General features: G+C 58.7%; 9 protein-coding genes and 1 pseudogene. 6 read left to right on the forward strand and 4 right to left on the reverse strand.

Translation table 11 applies throughout. The features are described 5' to 3' along the window. Positions 1–8 precede the first annotated feature (8 nt). On the forward strand, positions 9–788 hold the full coding sequence (locus tag M1E07_RS06080) for a carbon-nitrogen hydrolase family protein (RefSeq protein ID WP_461189362.1): 780 nt from the start codon (positions 9–11) through the stop codon (positions 786–788). Positions 789–982: 194 nt separating this feature from the next. Here the strand turns inward: M1E07_RS06080 and M1E07_RS06085 are convergent, their stop codons facing one another. Beyond that, positions 983–1,804, reverse strand: coding sequence for a hypothetical protein (locus M1E07_RS06085; RefSeq protein ID WP_461190486.1), 822 nt, complete (start codon positions 1,802–1,804; stop codon positions 983–985). Positions 1,805–1,830: 26 nt separating this feature from the next. On the opposite strand from M1E07_RS06085, the pseudogene M1E07_RS06090 reads away from it, so the two are divergent. Further along, a pseudogene (locus tag M1E07_RS06090) lies at positions 1,831–2,315 on the forward strand (aminotransferase class I/II-fold pyridoxal phosphate-dependent enzyme); the annotation flags it as partial. A 58-nt stretch (positions 2,316–2,373) separates the two neighbouring features. Here M1E07_RS06090 and M1E07_RS06095 read toward each other — a convergent pair. Continuing rightward, positions 2,374–3,171, reverse strand: a complete 798-nt coding sequence (locus tag M1E07_RS06095; protein ID WP_461189363.1) for a hypothetical protein — start codon at positions 3,169–3,171, stop codon at positions 2,374–2,376. Between the two features lie 506 nt (positions 3,172–3,677). Between M1E07_RS06095 and M1E07_RS06100 the strand changes: the two genes are divergently transcribed. The 4 genes from M1E07_RS06100 (at position 3,678) to M1E07_RS06115 (ending at position 11,878) form a co-directional block, all read left to right on the forward strand. Continuing rightward, on the forward strand, positions 3,678–4,766 hold the full coding sequence (locus tag M1E07_RS06100) for a hypothetical protein (RefSeq protein WP_461189364.1): 1,089 nt from the start codon (positions 3,678–3,680) through the stop codon (positions 4,764–4,766). Further along, positions 4,756–5,622 (forward strand): restriction endonuclease, encoded by an 867-nt coding sequence (locus M1E07_RS06105; protein ID WP_461189365.1) that lies wholly within the window; start codon positions 4,756–4,758, stop codon positions 5,620–5,622. The genes M1E07_RS06100 and M1E07_RS06105 overlap by 11 nt, the downstream gene beginning before the upstream one ends. A gap of 486 nt (positions 5,623–6,108) precedes the next feature. Further along, a complete protein-coding gene (locus tag M1E07_RS06110) occupies positions 6,109–8,847 on the forward strand; it encodes a DEAD/DEAH box helicase (protein ID WP_461189366.1) in 2,739 nt (912 codons plus the stop codon). A gap of 1,240 nt (positions 8,848–10,087) precedes the next feature. After that, positions 10,088–11,878, forward strand: a complete 1,791-nt coding sequence (locus tag M1E07_RS06115; protein ID WP_461189367.1) for a GmrSD restriction endonuclease domain-containing protein — start codon at positions 10,088–10,090, stop codon at positions 11,876–11,878. 905 nt (positions 11,879–12,783) lie between these two features. Here M1E07_RS06115 and M1E07_RS06120 read toward each other — a convergent pair. Beyond that, positions 12,784–15,765, reverse strand: coding sequence for a restriction endonuclease (locus tag M1E07_RS06120; RefSeq protein WP_461189368.1), 2,982 nt, complete (start codon positions 15,763–15,765; stop codon positions 12,784–12,786). After that, positions 15,765–17,648 carry a site-specific DNA-methyltransferase gene (locus M1E07_RS06125; RefSeq protein WP_461189369.1) on the reverse strand — a complete coding sequence of 628 codons (1,884 nt, stop codon included), beginning with the start codon at positions 17,646–17,648 and terminating at the stop codon, positions 15,765–15,767. The genes M1E07_RS06120 and M1E07_RS06125 overlap by 1 nt, the downstream gene beginning before the upstream one ends. Between the last annotated feature and the right edge of the window lie 5 nt (positions 17,649–17,653).

The following is a 17,653-nucleotide window of genomic DNA, read 5'->3' on the forward strand; positions in this document are numbered from 1 at the left end:
GAACACCCGTGAGGATTGCTCTGGGGCAGCTGGAGTCGGGCGCCGACATCCGTGCCAACCTTGCCGCGATTGACCGGTTCGCCGCAGAGGCAGCGCGCGACGGCGCCGCGCTGGTCGCCTTCCCGGAGTACGCCACGTACGAGAGGAAGAAGGTGGACGCAACCTTCCCGGAGGTCGCCGAGCCGCTGGACGGCCCCGTCTGCCGGGAGCTCGCCGCCACCGCCCGCCGCCACCGCATCGCGCTGGTGGCGGGCGTGGTGGAAACGTCGGAGGAGCCGGGCAGGGCGTACAACACGCTGGTGGCTTTCGGACCCGACGGCGGCCGGCTGGCTTTCTACCGGAAGATCCATCTTTTCGACGCGCAGGGCTTCGGGGAGTCCACATTCATCAAGCCCGGGCCGTCCACCGACCCCGTGGTGTTCGAGCACAGGGGAGTGCAGTTCGGGCTGATGACCTGTTACGACCTGCGGTTCCCCGAGCTCGCCAGGTCACTGGCCGACGCCGGCGCGCAGGTTCTGCTGGTCTGCTCGTCCTGGGTACCGGGGGAGCACAAGACGGAGCAATGGCTCGCTTTGAACGCGGCGCGGGCGATCGAGAACAGCGTGTACGTGGCGGGCGTGTGCCAGGCGCCGCCAGTGTCGGTGGGGCGGAGTGTGCTGCTCAATCCTATGGGGGTGGTTGAGGCTGACCTTGGGCTGGAGCCCGGGGTGCGTGCGCTGGAAGTCTCGCTGGAGACGGTGGAGCGGGTGCGGGAGTCGTTCCCGATGTTCCGGCAGCGGCGGCTATAAAAGGCTGATGTTAGGGCAGTCCCGCCGGGCACGGGGCGTTGGGGCCATTGACGGCGCAGCCATGCCTGAGTTGGTATCCTCCGACCCGCGATAGAATCAGCAGTTCTCGTGGCGGCACGCTGTACCGGTTCCCCTGCAACAGCAATCCTCATGGAAGAAATCCTAAGCTGGTTCCCTCAACGGAAACGTACTCCTCACGACAACATCCGGGAGTTGATGTCGCCGCCGAATGCGGCTTCCAGCAACTTCGCGTAGCCAAAGTAGAAGTGGGACATCTCGATCAGTATTTCCTGGAAGCCGAATTCTGTTAGGGAGCCGCCGACCTCGTCCTGAAATAGCGCGGCGTGCTTGACGCGGTTGTCCCCCCAGTGGATGTACTCGCCGTAGTTGAAAAGATCGATTAGCTGGGCCGGGGAGTGCTCCCTCTGGATTGGAGGCACGGGTGTGCCGACCCGGGCCTCCTGGATCTTCACGGTGACTATGTCCGACAGCGAGTGCTGGAGTAGCTGGCTTCGGGCGCCATGCCATTGCTTTATGACACGCAGTCGATCCTGCACGTATTTATCGTCAGCTTTCGCCGAGGCCTTGGAAAGGACACTCCTAACGACCTTGAAGCTGGCGGGCTCGTTTCCATCCGAATGGATCTGACGGAACAGGACGACAAATCCTCTCAGCGCCTCTTTAGCGGGAGCGTCTACCTCTACCGTTTCGCCATCCGGCGTAGCAGTTACCGTTATTCCGCCGCCATGATTCAACAGGCTGTACGTCGCAAGCTCCCTGCACACTCTTACGAATCGTTTGACGGCCTCGCAGTCTTTGCTGTCGAGCACCTCAGAGATGGGCGGGAATTGCGCCGGGTCCGAGAAAGCAAAAGCGTATTGGAGCTTCCTCCAGTGAAAATAAAAGCCCTCCGGGTCCGGCGCGTAGTCCACGTAGGGCGGGGCGTAGCGAAGCCTTGCGTCTTCCGCTATTTGCCTGTCCACTTCATCGAAATCTGTCTGCCCTTGAAACGTCATTTCGTCATACTAAACGCTACGCGCTGCTCCCCCGGCACCCGGGCGTCACCCCGGAGGAGGTGGCGGCGGGGCCCGGTAGCGTGGGCGTCCTGCCGCAGATCATCACCGGACTGTGCGACGCCGGGGATGAGGTGGTGTTCGCGTGGCGCTCCTTCGAGGCGTACCCAATCCTGGGGCAGCTGGCAGGCGCCCGGCCGGTCCGCATCCCGCTGGACGACGCCGAGGGCCACGTCCTCAAGGCCATGGCCGCCGCCGTCACCGACCGCACCAAGGTGATCCTGCTGTGCACGCCCAACAATCCCTCCGGCCAGTTGATCAGCCACGACCGCCTCGAGGCCTTCCTGCAGGCCGTGCCGTCCGACGTCTTGGTGGTGATCGACGAGGCCTATTCGCGGAGTACGCCGACGCGGGCAGCGGCCCCGATTCCCTGGCGCTCTACCGCCGGTACCCGAACGTTTGCATCCTGCGCACCTTCTCCAAGGCCTACGGGCTCGCCGTCCTGCGCGTCGGGGTAAGGATGCGTCGAGTTACTCACCGGCACGTCCTTCACCCTCAAACTTATGCTGAATCTATTGAAATCGGTTTAGGAGTTGGTTAGCGCTGTCCCTGCCGGCCCCTCGCATCACATGCGCCATCGGGACCGCTGCACGCCACGAGATGGTCATCCGAAGAGTCGTGGTCCCATCGCTGCTTCTTCTGACCTGCCGGGTTGTGTTCTCCAGAGTTTGCAAGTAGGGACTCATCTCAATGAGCGTCCCGAACTCGTCAAATGCATTCACCATGCGTACGAGACCGTCTTCGAGGAGAGGAAAGTTCAGCGCCAGGTCTCCGGTCGGCCAGGTGTCCGTTCTGAGATCCCAGGAAGCATGCCCGGCCCACTTGTTCCTGATGTGGCGGACGTACATGAGGGACTTTACAACGTCAGGGTTAGTCTCGTTCAAGATGTGGTCGATGAGTCGGGCTGTCGCTTCGGTCTCGCTATCATCTGGCCCTGCAGATGAATCTTCGACGCTCTGACGGAGGGCCTTCAGCGAGAGGGGCAGTGATCGAGTCCGTCCTGTCGATTCATCTATCGTTTTTGCTATCGCTATGACAGCGCCCTTGACCACGCTCTCGCGGGTTTTCTTCAAGGCTAGGGAAAGGGGGCCGTGGTGACTCTCGCTGATACTGCCGAGCCGCGTCTCCAGCTCCTTGGCAAAGTAAAAGCTATAAACCGCATCGAGTATGAGTGCGTAGGCCTCCTCTACGCGTTCCTCTGTCGGAAGCATCATGACCGCCGCGTTTAGCGGCGAATTTTCCATCGGCTTGCTGTCCTTCGCTATCACAGGCAGATCCGATGGATTGAACTCAGAAATAAATCGGGGCAATTTCACTCCTCTAACGTACTGATGTCGAGCATGCTTTTGCTGGACACCACACTCAGGATCGATTAATGGTTTCTGACAGTGCTAAGGAAGCCATCCTAGAAATGATCACCACGAAGGCCGCTGACTGGTCATGGACTCAAAGTGGTAGGCGAAGGTCAACAACTTAAGGCTTGGTGTTCGATGGATCCAGCCGATTTCACGATTGCAGGTTGTATGAGTACTGAACCTCGCGAACTGCGAGGCGTTGCAAACGGGGACAGGCATTCGCCCCGATCTCCAGTCTGATACAGGTGTCGCCTCGGCCAGCGAGATCCTTGTCGCATCAACGCTGGAATGGTGCTGGCTCGCCTGGGATTTCGAACGCCAGCGAAGAACCGGCTGCTATCCTTTCTCCCATTTGACAGTGGGTTCGTTTGCGGGTTTTTGCTCCCAACTCGATAGCGACCTCTACAACAGGAGCTGTCTTCTTTGTGGCGACCTTTGAAAGTCGATATACGCTGACGTGCATGGTCAACTACAAGCCCGTCTCGGTTCCACTTAGCACTCTGATGCTCGATCCAAATAACTTCCGATTTAAGCAGCCCGGTCACACTCCCATCATCGCCGAGTCACGATTCCGTGAAGAACAGGTACAGGCGGCGGTGCTGGAACGTGTGAAGACTGACGGAGTGGGGGAGCTCAAACGATCGATCGCCGAGAATGGATTCATCCCCGTTGAACGAGTCGTCGTCCGAGCGTTGCCCGCCGGCTCGGCCGATGACGAGACTCAATATGTAGTAGTCGAAGGAAACCGTCGGACAGTTGCCCTGAAACTCTTGCAGCAAGACTACTTTGCAGGGGTTGATCTTTCTTCAGCCGTAAGGGACGTTTTCTCGGCAGTGCCAGTGCTCGTTGCTGAGGATGCCTCGGATGACGACATATTGGCAATTATGGGTATACGACATGTCGGGGGGCCTAAAGAATGGGGTGGTTACCAGAGCGCGCTTCTCGTCTACCAGATGTTGAAGAATTCGAGTCTCTCGGCACGTGATGTCGCTTCACGCCTTGGACTAACAGTCAACGAGGTCAATCGTAGACATCGCGCCTTCTCTGCACTGCAGCAGATGATGAGCGATGAAGATTTTGCGGAACATGTCAAACCGGAGATGTATCCAATTTTTCATGAAACGGTTGGTCAACCGGCCGTTAGGGAGTGGCTGGGATGGTCGCAGGGCCAGCGAGAGTTCACTAATAATGAAACCCGACACTTATTCTTCACCTGGTTGATTGATGGGGAAAATGGTCCCAAGATTCGCAGTTATACCGAAGTTCGCGAGCTTCGACTCATCCTTGAAAATGAGGATGCACTAACTGCACTCAAAGATGATGACCAAGCGTTCAGTGATGCATTGGCGATCGTTAGGGCTGATGCTAAAGCTGTACGTTGGTTGCCAAATGCCAAAGCGGCCCTTACCTCTCTTAATGAGATGGGATCGGACACGATCGAGAGCCTCGAGGAAAAAGACATAGAGATTCTGCAAAAACTCAAGAGTCGCGCTTCGTGGATAGTGAAGGCACATGCACTGTCGTCTGAAATCGGTGACGATGACGATTAACACCACAGAGCTCATCGAGCTCATTACTGGCGCAATTGGACCCAGCAGTTCTCCGAGGCTATTGCATGACGTTGCAGCCGAATTGATTCTTCAGTCTAATGCGGCGAGTGACCTGGACGAAGCTTTCGAACTTGCGGAACCGCTCCTTGATGACCTGAAAAGGGCCTTCCTAGACGTGCAGGCAATTTCTGAGAGGCAAGGTGTCACCTGGACGTGTGAGGTCTACGGCTCAGACTACGAGTACCTTCGGGGATCGTCTTTCGCCGACCAGTCATTGTCCGCGGACGAACGAAGGGTCAGGGCGGGTCGCAACTTTATCACATCCGTTCAAGCGGCACTCCTGGAGCTCACTCCAAATGAGTTTGAGCGGGCCTGCACGCAAATTCTGCAATTAATGGGTTGCGCTCATCCGAGAACGTCGCCCGTGCGCGATGACGGAGGCCTGGACTTCTACGGCAAACTGGAACTTAAAGGTAGGTTGGACACGGTAGCACCCTATGGCGGTATCGATGGCCGTGCTGCTGTTTGGCTGATTGGGCAAGCTAAGCACTACCCGGTTCACGCAATACAGACTGCCGTCTTGCGAGAATTGGTTGGTTCCGTTGAACTTGCTCGAACCCGCGGTGCTATCCATGCTTGGGAGGGACTGGATCTTAGACCTTTTGATCCGGTTATACAGCTTATTTTTACCACCGGTCGATTCTCCGCCGGTGCGCTCCGCCTGCTAGAGAAATCAGGAATGCTCTCTATGGATGGACGGCAGCTTGCAACTTTCCTTTGTGACGCGGGGCAGGGCATCGACTTGGAATCAAACACATTTTCCAAAGCATCTTTTCGCGCCGGCCTTGGGATTTGATGCTGCTGTAGCGCCGAGAACGGCAGCGATAAGGGAGTTGGTTTTCCGTGCAGCATTCAATAGCCTGGCCACGTGAACACACAAGGGACATCGGAAGCTGCACATTTCGCAGAAGGTCTTTACGAACTCCTCAAAACTAAAGAGCTGACCGCTGACCTGTCGGAGGTTCCTCAGCTGAAGCCCCTGTTCTCTCTTGTCGACGAAGGGGATATTCCCAATGTCCTAAGCGGTCACATAGCCCGCGTTGTGCACGAAGCACTTGTTGCAACCAAGCCGCAGGCCCGAGTCGCCCTAGCGAACAGAATCCTTCGGGAGCTGGAGTTTGACAGCGAAATTTTGCCCGGGCCCTCCCAACTGCAATCACTGCACCGCCCAGAGGCACTACAACGCCGCCAGCTTCGCCGTCCCACCAACAAGCTAAGTGATTCAGCGCTGCTCACCAACAGCAAGGATGAGCCGAACCTCGCCGCAGAGCTTAGGGCGGAAATGGAGTCAGCCGACAAAGTTGACCTTCTCTGCGCCTTCGTCCGGTGGACCGGCCTGAGGCTCCTGCAGCCGGCCCTCGAACAACTCAAAGAACGCGGGGCCAAGTTCCGGGTCATCACCACCACGTACATGGGCGCCACGGAACGCCGCGCCATCGACGAGCTCGTCAACCGCTACGGGGCCGAGGTGAAGATCAGCTACGAAACGCAGGCAACCCGGCTGCATGCCAAGGCCTGGCTGTTCCGCCGAAACACCGGTTTCGATACCGCTTACGTGGGCAGCTCGAACCTAAGCCAGGCTGCACTTCTGGACGGACTGGAATGGAACGTCCGGCTCAGTTCCGTGGCAACTCCTGCCCTCCTGCAGAAGTTCCAGGTCACCTTCGACAGCTACTGGGAGCAGCGGGCCTTCCAAAGCTACGATCCAGAACGCGACGGCGAGAAGCTGGACGCTGCGCTCGAATGCAACGGCGGCCGCCGAACCGCGGCCCCGGATGCCGGCACCGGGCTTGAAGTTCAGCCGTTCCTCCATCAGGAGGAGATGCTGGAGGACCTGGAAGCGGAGCGACTCAAGGGCTTTAACCACAATCTCTTGGTCGCCGCCACAGGCACTGGCAAAACAGTCATCGCCGCCCTGGACTACAAACGGCTCTCTGAGGCCGCCGGCGGAAACCTAAAGCTCCTCTTCGTCGCCCACCGGCAGGAAATCCTGAAGCAAGCGATGCGCACCTACCGCGACGTCATGCAGGACGGCGCTTTCGGTGAACTCTACGTGGGGGACCACAAGCCGCGAGAGTGGAAGCACATCTTCGCCTCGGTTCAGTCGCTGTCTTCGCTCGGCATCGAGCAGCTGGAGCCTGACTTCTTCGACATAGTGGTCGTCGATGAGTTTCATCACGCCATGGCGCCCACTTATCGGCGCCTGCTGGATTACCTGCAGCCGCTGCAGCTCTTAGGGCTCACGGCTACACCGGAGCGCGGCGATGGCGTCGACGTCGCCAAAGAGTTCTTCGATGGCCGGACCGCCAGCGAATTGCGGCTCTGGGACGCTCTGGATGCTGACCTGCTGGTGCCGTTCCACTACTTCGGCGTTTCGGACGACGTCGACCTCAGCCAGTTGGAATGGAAACGCGGCAACTACGACACCGCCCAGCTGAGCGCCCTTTACACCGGAAACGACGCGCGCGCCGCCAAGGTAATCCGCGAACTCAGGGACAAAGTCACCAGCACCGACCAGATGCGGGCCATCGGCTTCTGCGTCTCCGTGCAGCACGCCCACTACATGGCGGAGGTGTTCAACCGCGCGGGCATTGCATCCGTCGCCGTCGATGGCACCACTGACAATGCCGACCGGGAGGAAGCCCTCAGGCGCCTCGGGCAGCGGGAGATCAACTGCATCTTCGCCGTCGACCTTTTCAACGAAGGCCTGGACCTGCCGCAGGTGGACACTATCCTGCTGCTCCGGCCCACGCAGAGCGCCACGGTCTTCCTCCAGCAGCTGGGACGGGGGCTGCGTCGTGCTGAGGGCAAAGCGGTGCTGACGGTCCTGGACTTCATCGGCCAGCAGCGCCGTGAGTTCCGCTTTGATCTGCGCTACCGAGCGCTGACGGGTTACGGGCGCAAGGAGCTGGAGAAGGCCGTGGAGGATGAGTTCCCGTACCTGCCGTCCGGCTCGCAGATCGTGCTGGACCGGGTGGCACAGAAGGTGGTGCTGGACAACATTAAGGCACAGCTCCGGTTCAACCGGGCACAGCTGGTCCGGGATATTGCCTCGTACGCCGAGACCGAGCTGGAGGCCTATCTGGAGCGGTCGGGGAACGACGTGAAGACGATCTACCGTTCCACCAGGTACTCGTGGACCGGCTACCTCCGCCAGGCAGGGTTGATCGAGGGGTTCTCGCCCCTGGAGACCGTGCTTCGTGGGAAAATTGAGGAGCTGTCGGACGCGGAGGAAAAGAAGCTGCTGGGCCGCATGGCCGCGCTGATTCACGTGGACGATTCGGAACGCGCCGCTGCCTATTCCATGCTGGTTGCTCCAGACGCACCTCGCTACGCGGATCTTGGCATGCGCGAGCAAGCTTTCGCGCGAATGCTTTTTTACACGCTGTGGGATGACGGCGGCGGGTTTACAACGTACGACGGCGGACTGGACCATCTGCGCGGCTACCAGTTTGTGTGCCGCGAGATTCGCCAGGTCGTGAAGCTGGGGTCGGCGGCATCAAAACATGCGGCTAAGAGCCTCGGTGCGGGGCTGCAGCATGTCCCGCTCCTCTCGCATGCTACCTACCGGCGCGAGGAGGTTCTCGCGGCGCTTCAGTACGGCTCGCTGGAACAGGGCAAGAACGTGCAGCACCGCGAGGGCGTTGCATGGTGTCCTGCAACTTCCACAGATGCCTTTTTTGTCACCCTGAACAAGGACAACAAGAAGCATTCAGCGACTACGATGTACAAGGACTACGCCATCAGCCCGGAGCTGTTCCACTGGGAGTCGCAGAACGCGACCTCACCCAGCAGTCCCACAGGACGCCGCTATCTTGACCGGACTTCGTACGGTTCGAAGGTTCTGATCTTGACCAGGGACACAGCGGACGACGAGACCGGGCTGACAGTTCCCTACATGTGCCTGGGTCAGGTGGACTACGTTCAGCACACTGGCGAGAAACCGATCGCGATCACTTGGAAGCTGCATCGGGCGATGCCCGCGGATGTATTCGCGACGGCGGCGGCGGTGGCTCAGTGAATCCGATTGCCCGGGAATGCCCTATGTGTGAAAAAGCCTTGGGCACCTTGAGCGACGATGCCAGGATCCCTGATCACTCGAGTCCTCGAAGCCGATATTGTTCCGCTCCGGACGTTCGTTCTCCGCTGTCGAGGCACAAATGAATCCCGTAATCATTGAACCTGAACCAGACAAGCCTATACGGATGGGCCGTTGCCCATCCTGTGGGCAGGAGAAACAACTACTCTCTGGGTCAACGCTTCCGCCAGCACATGGATGGAAGACGGGGCCAATATGTTCCGGTGGAGGCAGGGAGGGTTCGTATACGAAGGCCGTTCAGGCCGAACTTTAGCTTACCCGAACTCGGCACAACAAGTGTCCGAGCAACACCCTCTTCGCCTCCAGGAACTGGGAAGCGGCGCTAATATCTCAGTCTGTTGTCGTCTGACACCTTTACGTTGGTAAGCGTTTAAGCGGCGTTCGGGCCGGCGACACGCGTCTTGAAGCCTGGAATGAATGCATTGCTCTCTACTGGTGTCGTAGGTTGGTCAGTGTTTCAAGTTCAACCTCATGGGGGAAAGATGGCGCCTTCTGCGCGCAAACGACTCAAATGGCAGTGTCCTGCTTGCAACAGGATCTTGGCGGCCAAGCCTCTCGCCGGAAGGGTTACAAAGCATGCAAATGGCAAGGGAGATTTATGTACCGGCGTGGGCAAGGCGGCTGTAAACCTTTCGGCAAAAGCGGCACCAAAAGTTGGCCAGGGGGCTCCAGGAAGAGTTATAGCCCGTAAGAAAAGCCCGAAGCCCTCACCCCGACCGGCGCTTCAAATAAAGCCATCAGAACGACCCGTCCCTGGGAACAGGGAACGTCCAGCCATGCTTCCGAGTAAGAAGGCCGTCGGCGGCTTTAGTCACCCTAAGAACTGCATAAAGGACGAAGATCACTGGACGTTGTTTCAAGACGCCCCGCGACAGGACATCGAAACCGATGGCGGCTGGCGCAGGGTGAGGCTCGGCGCTTCACAAGGCACTGGGAAGCGACGCTGACCGTCGTGGCATTATGCGCACATCAGCATTCAACGCTTCATCTGCGATCATTCGGCGTTACAGTCACGGGTCCCACGCTGTTGCAGTGACAAGTTGAGTGTCTGCTACTCTGCCAGCTCCGGGAGTAGGAGAGCCTTACGAGGCACAAATTTGTATAGGCGGTCGTTCAGATCGCATCGCTGACAGCACCATATTGAAGCACAGTGGGAGTAAACATGGCGAAGTACACGGTTCAGCAGCAGCAAGTGGACACGCTTCTTGGGTGGGTGCGCAGCGGGCAGGTGGCGATTCCCGAGATGCAACGGCCCTTCGTTTGGAATTCCACCAAGGTTCGTGACCTCATGGACTCGCTGTACAACGGCTTTCCTATTGGTTACTTGATCACCTGGCAAAGTCTGGATGTTGGGTTGAAGGACGGAAGTAAATCAAATTTCAAGCAGATCCTCATCGATGGACAGCAGCGCATTACGGCCATGACGGCAGCGCTGGTCGGAGAGCCAGTTGTTGATAAGACATACGCAAGAAAGCGAATCAAGATCGCTTTCAACCCGGCGACCGAGGAATTTGCCACTCTCACCCCCGTGCTTGCCAAAAGTCCAGAATGGCTTCCCGATGTGGCGGAGTTTATTAGTGCTCCATCTGTCCTCGGCCTGATGAAGACTTACATTGCCGCCAACCCTGAGGCCGACGAATTAGCGGTCGAACAAGCTTTCGGTAGGCTTGCGGCGATTAAGACAGCGCAAGTGGGCATTATCACACTGGCGGATGACCTGGATATCACCACAGTGACGGAAATCTTCATTCGAATTAACTCGAAGGGCGTCCCTCTAAGCAGCGCGGACTTTGCCATGAGCAAGATCGCAAGCCACGGCGAGTTCGGGTCTAACCTTCGGAAGCTCATCGACTATTTTTGTCACCTGGCTGTGTCTCCCCATGTATACGACGACATTGCGCAGAACGACACTGCTTTCGCCTCCTCTGGGTACATGAAGAAAATTGCCTGGCTCAGGCGGGACGCCTCCGACCTCTACGATCCCACTTACACCGACGTCATCCGGGTCGCCGGAATTAAGGAGTTCAAGCGGGGCAAGGTGGCCGCCTTGGTCAGCCTTTTGTCTGGGCGTGATTTCGAGACGAGAACTTTTGACGAGCAGCTTGCTGTGGAGTCTTTTAGCCGGCTAGAAAAAGTTCTGCTTGAAATTGTGAACGAGTACAACTTCCAGCAGTTCATAATGACCATCAAGTCTGCCGGTTTCATTTCTTCAGGCATGATCAGTTCTAAGAATGCACTGAATTTTGCTTACGCCTTGTACTTGCACTTGCGCAGTGAGGGGCGGCTTACGGAGGGCGACATTAAACGCATCGTTCGAAAGTGGTTCGTTATGTCCCTCATTACCAGCAGGTACACGGGTTCCTTCGAAACTGCCTTCGAAGCAGATATACGCAGGATTTCGGAGTACGGGGCCAGCGAATTCTTGGCCAACATCGAGCGGTCTTCCATGAGCGAGAACTTTTGGGATGTAGCGGTACCTATGTCGATGGAGTCTTCCAGCATCCGCAGCCCCTTCTTCCAAACGTACCTTGCTGCCCAAGTTCATTCCAGTGCGCGTGGGTTTCTCTCCAAGAACATCACTGTGGCCAACATGCTAGAGGAGTCCGGGGATATTCATCACCTCGTCCCGAAGAATTACCTACAAAAGAACGGTATACGGGACCGTAGCGACTATAACCAGATCGCAAATTATGCGTTGACAGAGACACCCATCAATATTGGCATCAAGGATTCTGCACCAGCTGACTACATGGAACGGGTGAAGCAGCAGATCGACGACGGTGAACTACGGCTCGGCGAAATCACCGAGCGTTACGAGCTGAAGGAGAACTTGGCAGCGAACGCTGTTCCGGAATCCATTTATGACACCACAGCGGAGACTTACGGACAGTTCCTGGTAGAACGCCGCCTGATGATGTCGCACTACATTCGGGATTACTACCGCAGCCTGTAACCCGGCCCAGCGTCCACGCCAACTGGTACTTCGACTCGACAAAGTAAGTGGGCTGCGGGGAGTAAGTGTAGCCTTTGAAACCATGGCGCCGCGATCGCGGTAGGCGGCATTGAGCACGACGCCACGCTCATCGGGATGCTTGATGATGTCGGATTTCAATTGTCGGCTCTTCTTGGTTGATGGTGAAACGGGGTTCCGTGTCTTGAAAGCTCTAAGGCTCGTAGCCGGCTGTGATAAATGTTTTCTACGGATTCATCAAGAGCCAGGAGCTACGAGCCCTGATCGAGCCTCCTTCCCCGCGCCCCGATGCTGCCACCACCATATTGAATCTGCCCGACTACCGCGTCACCGACACCGAGGGCCTCTCGTTCGGGCAGCGGCGAATCCATGTCGATTCAACGGCTCTCCACGGTAGAACATTCACCACGATCCGTGAAAAGCCGTGAACCTGGTCCGAGTCCGGCTGCGCGACCGCTTTGATGCTTACCTCGCCCGAGAACAACCGGGCATACACCCGGCCCTCTGAGCTGTCGCGACATGGCCCCACCACACCTGCCACGTCTTCAGCCTCCAGCACCGCCGTGAGGCTCTTCCGGGACACTCCTCGCGATGCCGCGATGCCGCGATCGTCCATCCGGACAGGCCTTCCGCGCGCAACTGCAACAGAAGCTTAGCTCTGATCTTCTATGCCATGACTCATTACTCCTTCCGCCGAACGCCCTATACACACAACGGAAGGAGCTGAGCTGAGGTGGCCCCAAGAACGCCACTACAGGCGCCAAGCACGGCTACTCACCGCGCAGCGCATCGGCCACCAGATCTGCGACCCTATGGACCGAAATAGCGAACATTCACCTGGCAGTCAAGGGCCGTGTAGGACTTTCCCCACCGATCAGAGCGATTACTTATAGGCGCCACGCTCCCGGCACAGCTCGCGCGTAATCGCCAACACCAATGGCATCAAAGTGGCGCTTGGCGGATTTGATCTTTGCCAGCTCGGTCGGACGGAGCCTTGAGTCATCGACCGTGCTCTTCGTCTCGCGAATCATGTAGATCCGATTCTCGCCGTCCTCTATCTTCATAATCGCCCAATCGGGGTTGTACGGGCCGACCGGGGTGTCGATCTTGAACTTGGCGGGGAGCTTCATGAACAGCTTGATGTCCTCGCGCGAGTCCAACAGCTCGGCGAACTGGCGCTCGACGTCGGAGTCGAAGACAACGTAGTCGAAGTCCGTCTTCTGGGTGTGCTGCACCTTGTACATCTGGTCAAGGAAGCGCTCCTTCTCCTCCTCGCCGTCCTTCTGCAGTTCACGAAGCTCGTAGACCGAGCCCGCTATCTTCTCATATTGGATACCCTCGACCACGATCTTCGCGAGCTCACCCTGGAGCACACGTTTGGCCATCGCGATGAAGTCGTTCGGGTTGCCGATGAACTCGCCGAGCCGACCACTGCCGATCAGGATGTCGACGATGGTCTTGCGGGTGAGGGATGTCGCCTCCTGAAGCTCCGTGATGATGTCTGGCAGGTCGTAGCTGCCCCTGAGATCCGCCGAGCGGGTGCCAAGTTCCTCACCTTTGGCGCCACCTCGAAGCACCTTTACCCCGGCGCGGGTGACCTGAATTCGCAGCGCGTCGATGTTGGGAGCGTCCTTGATCGCAGCGACCGCGTTTTCGATGATCTCGTCGCGGCCAACCTTGACCCGGTAGGTGGTCTTCTGGCTGATCGTTTCCCAGAACTCCTCGAACTCTGGTGTCGCGTAGAGCTGTTTGTTGAGCACGCGCGGCTGGCGTTTGCTGACCGGCTTGACGTACTTGCCGATGTTCGCGCGGTCGACCAGCTCGATGATGATCGGTTCCGCCCAGACGAAGTCGACCGGCAGGTCGAGGTCGAAACCGAGCTGGTTTGGTTGGAACTTCGAGGTGACGGCACCTTCTTTATCGATGAAGCCCTTGTCATAAAGGTGCTCCCACACTTGGATGGAGCGCTGGTAGCCGAACCGCTCGTCGGTGAGCGCACCGTTTTCGTCCTGCAGCGGGATCTTCGAGAACTCGGCCTTGCGCACCCGGCCGATCTCGACTCCGGCGTCCTTGTACTCCTTCTGCAGCGCGTCGGCGAACTTCGTGTAAGATTCGTTCGCCACCACCGTCAAAGTCGCAACCCCGCGGTCAGGGACACGGGCATAGCCGTTTTCGGTCTTGGCGACCGGGAGGCGCAGGCCGCGCCCGAGCGTCTGGCGGCGTTCGGTCTCGGCGCCCATCTCGCGCAGGGTGCAGATCTGGAAGACGTTCGGGTTGTCCCAACCTTCGCGCAGGGCAGAGTGGCTGAAGATGAACCGCACCGGCTCGCTCTCGTCGAGCAGGCGCTCTTTCTGCTGCATGATCAGTTCGTAGGCGTCATCGTCGGCCCTGGTCGTGCCGGAGGAGTCCTGGAAGGTGCTCGTCTTACCCCGCTTGATCTGGGAGAAATAGGCGCGGCGAAGCTCGCTCGGCGCGTGCGGAAGCAGCTCCTGGTAGCGCGCGGACTTGGAACGTTCCTCGATGAAGACCTCATCGAACCACTGCACGAAGTCACCGTTCGCGTCATCGTTGTTCATGCCGTCGCCCAGATAGCTGGCGACCTTGTCGACAAAAAAGAGGCTCAGCACCTTGATGCCCTTCGCGCGCAGCATCGACTCCTTGCGCAGATGCTCGCGGACCGCCTCGCGGATCATCTCTTTGTAGATCGCGCCGGCGGAAGCGCCGATGCTTTCACCCTCGTAGAGGAAGCCGTGTGCGGTGAGGTCGACGCATGCAGGCTCGATGCTCATCTCGTTGATCCGCCAACCCTCGTAGATCGGATTGTTGGTTATTTGCGCGTCCGACAGCTCCTTATCCTGCTTCACGCTTACGACGCGTCGCTCGAGCGAGCCATCGGCCCTTCGGCACGACAGCTCCAACCGGGCCAACCACGACGGCTCACGCCGCACCTCGACCAGCTTGATGTACGGCGTCGCGTCCGCACCCTGCTGCTGCACCTCGGCAACGACGATCTGCTTCACCAGCCCCAGATCATGGGCATCAACCGGGTCGAGCCGGTAGACCACATTGCGCTGCTTCTTGTGGGTCGCGCTGAAGCGCAGGGTGAACACTGGGTCGAGTTCACCGACCGCCGACTGCGAGAGCTCCGACTCCATATTCTGCGGCTCGTCCATGATGACGACCGGGTGGGTCGCCTTCAGGTAGTCAATGGGGCGCAGGCCGTTCAACTTGTCGCGCGCCTGGTGGATGATGCGGGTGTTCGCGTTGCCGCGGATCGAGTCGATCGTCATGATCAGGATCTGCACATTCGTCGAGGTCGCGAACGATTGGACTTCCTCGGCGCTCTTGCCGCTGTAGATCGAGTCATCGAAGGTGATGCCCTGCGGCTTGTAGAGGTTCTCGAAGTGCTCACGCATGAGGCGGATGCTCGTGCTGACGCCCTCCCGGATAGCAACGCTTGGCACGAGGATCACGAACTTCGTGAAGTTGTATCTGACTGCCAGATCGAAGATGGTGCGCAGATACACGTAGGTCTTGCCCGTACCCGTCTCCATCTCGATGTCGAAGTCCAGCGCGTCACCCGCGAGCTTCGGCGCTACCTCGAGGCCGTTCCGATCCTGCACGCGCTGAAGATTCGCCAGAATCAGCTCGCGATCGAGCACCAAGCTGTTACCGACGGCCCCGACCTCCTGCGTGAGGTCGATATCGAGAGCCGCCTGATCCGAGCCGGACAGCGCCGCTGCACCCCGCAGCGTTGTGACGAGCTTCTCCGCATCCTTCGGTTGCCCATCTATGAGGTCGACCACGGATGCGATCGCATCGAGCTGATACGGCTGGCTGGCATCGAACTGGAACCCTGACCCGCTCATCACGCCGTCCAGAGCTCAATGCCGTTGCTCTTGCAGAGCTGGGTCAGGTTGGTCTTGAGTTCGTCGTCGCCCTGGAACGCATCCTCGAGAACGATGATCCGTGTCGGAGACTCGTCGACGAACGCGCGGAGCTGCTCGAGCGTCGGTTTGGTGTGCTCGTTCAGGTACGCCAAAACGGCGACATCTCCGTCACGGTCACGAACAAACCGGACGTCGAGACCCGCCACCTCAGCCGCCGAAACAGCCTCGGTCAAGGAGTACCCCTGCTTGAGCAGGATTTCGGTCAGCAGCTCGTCGGCCGCGGCGTCATCGGTCGCACTGTCCCGGAGGTTGAGCAGGTGCTCCTGGAGCGTCCCCTGCTCGACATCACTGGAGAGCCGCCACTTGGAGAAGTTGGTGTCGGCCAGTCGGTATGCGCGGAAGCCAACATCCGTGGACTGACCGGTGAGCTCATCACCTATCTTGTCGCCTGCCCGATCGATACGCGCCCGGCTGATGTCGGCGATCGTCGCGAAGCCGGCGGCGGAGGCGGGCGAATCCTCCGCCACCGGTTCAGGGAGCTGAACAGAAAATACCCGGCGAGTGCCGCCATCGTCAGCATTCATTCGCATAACTGCGTCGGCAGTAGACCCGGAACCTGCGAAGAAATCTAGCACGATGTCATCGTCGCGCACATCTCCGATTGTGAGCAGCGCGCGCAAAACCTCAGTTGGCTTCGGGTTCTCGAACACAACGTTGTCGCCGAAGTAAGACTTGATCTCTTCTGTGCCGCGTGTCGACGGTACGTCAAGAAAGCTGCCGGCATTGGACGTCGCCTTTGCGAGATCACGTTGCTCGATTTTCAGGCCCTGCCGCGCACGTTTGGCGCGGAAGTCTCCCTGCGCCAGACGCTGCTGAGCAGTTTGGAGGCCGTTTTCCCAGAACCCTTCGACGCCGTTCGAGTCCTGTGGATAGATCGCGGTTGCACCGGTAGTCTCCGTCAGGCTTAGCGAGTCATCCTCGAGCAAATAGAACGGGTAAAACTGGCCCGGCCTGTACTGCCGTTGCCACTGCCCCCCGGACTTCCGGAAGTCTCGCCAGCCTTCCTTGCCCTCATCCTCATTCCGCGGTCCAGATAGTTGAACTGTCGCCACCGAGCGTGCGTAGAGAACAACGTACTCAACCTGCTTGATAATCGCGTTCTTGGCGACCTGCCCACCCGTGCCGCGCTTCTTCCATGCGAAAATGGCGACCCGATTCGCTTCAAGAAACACTTCATCAGTGACCTTCAAGAGGTGTGGCAGCTCTGTGTCACCAATCGAGATCATGATGACGCCGTCGTTGCGGAGCAGGTTGCGCGCAAGCTTGAGGCGCGGGTACATCATGTTGAGCCAGTTGGAGTGGTAGCGCCCCTCCGTCTCAGCGTTGGTCGTGACCTTCTTACCCTCTTCATTGACCTGGCGGGTCCATTCGAGGTAAGTGTCGAGCCCCTCCTTGTAATTATCCGGGTAGACGAAGTCTTTGCCGGTGTTGTACGGGGGATCAATGTAGATCAGCTTGATCTTGGCGTGGTAGTGCTTCTGCAGGACCTTCAGCACCTCGAGGTTGTCGCCTTCAATGAAGACGTTCTGCGTGGTAGCCCAGTCCTTCGACTTCTCGAAATCGGGCCTGAGCGTCGCCGTCGTGGGGTCCTGGGCGGCACGAAGCGCACGCTTCTTGCCCGGCCAGAACAGACCGAACCGCTCGCTGCTGTCAGCCGCATCGCCGTCGAGCAGTTCCCTGAGCTTCTCGACATCCACCTTGCCGTCGGCAATGGCCTCGGGGACCAGATCCGCAAGCTGCGCTGCCAGCTCGGTCTGGAAGTTCCGAGTGGCGGATGGTGTTTCGTAAATCTCGTCAGTCATTCGGG

Source organism: Arthrobacter sp. Z4-13 (assembly GCF_054792705.1).